Source organism: Pseudomonas sp. P5_B2 (genome assembly GCF_056400445.1).
Genome location: NZ_JBFULH010000556.1, coordinates 1 through 2667 on the forward strand (window position 1 = coordinate 1; position 2667 = coordinate 2667).

3 protein-coding genes and 1 tRNA gene are annotated in these 2667 nt (G+C 56.3%); 2 read left to right on the forward strand and 2 right to left on the reverse strand.

Annotated elements, in window-relative coordinates; translation table 11 throughout:
* Window positions 1–505 (forward strand): hypothetical protein (locus AC1DRJ_RS23875; RefSeq protein ID WP_477804320.1); only part of this gene is annotated, 505 nt, incomplete at its 5' end.
* Between the two features lie 151 nt (window positions 506–656).
* Here the strand turns inward: AC1DRJ_RS23875 and AC1DRJ_RS23880 are convergent.
* A tRNA-Val gene (locus AC1DRJ_RS23880) sits at window positions 657–733 on the reverse strand.
* A 183-nt stretch (window positions 734–916) separates the two neighbouring features.
* Between AC1DRJ_RS23880 and AC1DRJ_RS23885 the strand changes: the two genes are divergently transcribed.
* Window positions 917–2200: an NAD(P)/FAD-dependent oxidoreductase gene (locus AC1DRJ_RS23885; protein ID WP_477804321.1), complete on the forward strand. Its 1284-nt coding sequence runs from the start codon at window positions 917–919 to the stop codon at window positions 2198–2200.
* Between the two features lie 125 nt (window positions 2201–2325).
* Here the strand turns inward: AC1DRJ_RS23885 and AC1DRJ_RS23890 are convergent.
* A partial coding sequence (locus tag AC1DRJ_RS23890; RefSeq protein WP_477804322.1) for an XdhC family protein occupies window positions 2326–2667 on the reverse strand: 342 nt, incomplete at its 5' end.

The following is a 2667-nucleotide window of genomic DNA, read 5'->3' on the forward strand; positions in this document are numbered from 1 at the left end:
GGCAATGATGGCTGGAACCGATGAGGAGCTTGAGGAGTTCGAGGAGGCTAAACTCGCCAGCGAAGCGAATCTGATTGCGGCGATCAATATCACCCGCAATACCTTCGACATCCTCGCCCAACTAGTAAACGCCCTAGCGCTTCCTCAGCCATTATCTATCGAGCGATGCGACATCGCCAAAGTGCGTGATGCTTTACCGGCATGCAAGCTGAAATCGGAGATAGAGCGAGTCACCCTGCTTCCTTGGTATCGCTATTTAGCGGGATTCAGCAACACGACTAAGCACCGTCAACTCATATCGCACACACCATCGCAAAAGCTCGAAGAGGACACAGGCAAGTATCTCGGTGGAGGTGCAGAGGTTGCCTCGTTCGATTATCGAGACGAGCAATTCAGGAGTTACAGGGTACAGGAGGTGCTAGAAGGCACAGTCGAAATGCACAATGAAATCGTCACTCTTGGCATCACACTCAACAAATGGTGTCTGACTCCAGCTCTACGCTGATATACCGAATGCAGGGCGTAAACCAGCGTTCACATTGCCCAGTGTGAACGACCCCTATATTTTTTGAACGCTCTGCAAGAAATCCGAAGCACAAAAAAGGGCCCACCTTTCGGTGAGCCCTTCTAGACCGCCCAGCAGAGCGGATTTTGTTTGGTAGGCGCGATTGGACTCGAACCAACGACCCCCACCATGTCAAGGTGGTGCTCTAACCAACTGAGCTACGTGCCTGCTGTGAGGCGGCATTCTACGGAATTCCGGAGGGGTGTCAACACCTTTTTTCGAGCTAACCCTATGAATATGCAAAATATTTAATTTTGCGGCTACGAATAAGATTTTCCGGTGGCTGGCGGTCGATTTTTAACTCGAGTAGGATCAATGCACTCGTAAAATATATTAAACAGAGGCACCAGGATGGAGAACACTCCCTACCCAGAGTCCTATTACGCCGCATCGGCGAATGCGGTTCCGCCGCGACCAGCCTTGCAGGGTGACGTAGAGACTGATGTCTGCGTAATCGGTGCCGGTTACACCGGCCTGTCCTCTGCCCTATTTCTGTTGGAGAACGGCTATAAGGTAACCGTCCTGGAAGCGGCCAAGGTGGGTTTTGGTGCGTCAGGCCGTAACGGTGGGCAGATCGTCAACAGTTATAGCCGCGATATCGATGTGATCGAGCGCAGCGTTGGCCCCAAGCAGGCTCAGTTGTTGGGCGAAATGGCGTTCGAGGGTGGACGGATTATTCGTGAGCGGGTCGCCAAATATAATATCCAGTGCGACTTGAAGGACGGTGGCGTGTTCGCGGCCATCACTGCCAAGCAGATGGGTCATCTCGAATCCCAGAAGCGCCTGTGTGAACGTTTCGGTAATACGCAGCTTGAGCTGTTGGATCAGCGTCGTATCCGTGAAGTCGTGAACTGTGACCAGTATGTCGGCGGCATGCTCGACATGAGCGGCGGGCACATTCATCCGCTCAATCTGGCGCTGGGCGAAGCCGCCGCCATCGAGTCGCTGGGCGGCGCTATTTATGAACAGTCGCCAGCGGTGCGCATCGAGCGCGGCGCGAACACGGTGGTGCATACGCCACAAGGCAAGGTCAGGGCGAAATTCATCATCGTTGCCGGCAACGCCTACTTGGGCAACCTGGTACCGGAACTGGCGGCCAAGTCGATGCCCTGCGGGACTCAGGTCATCACCACCGCACCGCTGGGCGAGGAATTGGCGAGCAACCTGCTGCCGCAGGATTACTGCGTCGAGGACTGCAATTACTTGCTCGACTATTACCGCCTGACGAGCGACAAGCGTCTGATCTTTGGCGGTGGTGTGGTGTATGGCGCGCGGGATCCGGCGAACATTGAAGCGATCATTCGGCCGAAGATGCTCAAGGCGTTCCCACAGCTCAAGGATGTGAAAATTGACTACGCCTGGACCGGTAATTTCCTGCTGACCCTGTCGCGTCTTCCGCAGGTGGGACGGATCGGTGACAACATCTACTACTCCCAAGGCTGCAGCGGCCATGGCGTGACGTACACGCATTTGGCGGGCAAAGTATTGGCCGAGGCGCTGCGAGGCCAGGCTGAGCGTTTCGATGCGTTTGCCGACCTGCCCCACTACCCGTTCCCCGGCGGACAATTGCTGCGTACACCATTCGCGGCATTGGGCGCCTGGTATTACGGTCTGCGGGACAGGTTCGGCTACTGATACAAAAAAGGGGCCGCTGAATGCGGCCCCTGTCTTGTTCCGATAGCAGTAGGTATCAACACAGGTATGAACGGGATGGCCTCATCGCGGGCAAGCCCGGCTCCTACAGGGTGCAGCGCATGGCTTTAAAGTCGGTCTCGCGCGATGCCACTGCGGATTCGCAGAATGTCGGCGAGTACGGCGAGGGCAATCTCGGCAGGCGTCTTGCTGCCCAGGTTCAAACCGATGGGCGCATGAATCCGCGCCAGCTCGACCTCCCCCAAACCACCAATCCTGCGCAACCGCTCGAAGCGCTTTTGCGACGTCTGCAGGGAGCCCATCACGCCGATGTAAAAYGCGTCGGTGYGCACTRCTTCCATCATCGCCAAGTCATCGATGCGCGGATCGTGGGTCAACGCCACCACCGCTGTATCGCTGTGGCAGCCACCGTCAGCAATGAACACCGAAGGCAGCTGACGACGAATCTC